This is a genomic window from Paracoccus sp. DMF (assembly GCF_004407025.1).
In the GTDB taxonomy this organism is placed as follows: Bacteria; Pseudomonadota; Alphaproteobacteria; order Rhodobacterales; family Rhodobacteraceae; genus Paracoccus; species Paracoccus aminovorans_B.
Genome location: NZ_SOKV02000207.1, coordinates 1 through 522, shown reverse-complemented (window position 1 = coordinate 522; position 522 = coordinate 1). Strand labels below are relative to the sequence as shown.

At 67.4% G+C, this 522-nt stretch carries 1 protein-coding gene; it reads right to left on the bottom strand.

Annotation, left to right across the window (positions count from 1 at the left end):
- Nucleotides 1-522: recombinase family protein (locus E3D03_RS21255; RefSeq protein WP_263568584.1), on the bottom strand; the 522-nt coding region annotated here is incomplete at both ends.

Below are 522 nucleotides of genomic sequence, written 5' to 3'. Positions count from 1 at the left end.
CTTGCGGGTGTGCGTCGGCGAGAAGGCTGCGCCGTCGGGACCGTAGAGCAGCCCCTTCAGCAGCGCGGGCGTGGCGGCGCGGGTGCGGGCAGCGCGCTTGCGGGGGCTTTCGGTCAGGATGGTGTGGACGCGATCCCACGTTTCCTGATCGATGATGGCGTCGTGCTCGCCGGGATAGCTGTCGCCCTTGTGGACCGCCTCGCCGATATAGGCGCGGTTCGACAGCATGCGGTAGATATACTTCTTGTCGATCCGGTTGCCGCGCGGGGTGCGGATGCCGCGCTTGCCGACATCCCGCGCCAGTTCCGTCCCCGAGCCGATCTCGATAAACCGGGCGAAGATCCAGCGCACATGCGCGGCGCTCTCGTCGTCGACCAGCAGCTTCCGATTCTCGACCCGGTAGCCGTAGGGCGGGACGCCGCCCATCCACATGCCCTTCTTGCGACTGGCGGCGACCTTGTCGCGGATGCGCTCGGCCGTCACCTCCCGCTCGAACTGGGCGAAGGACAGCAGGATGTTCAG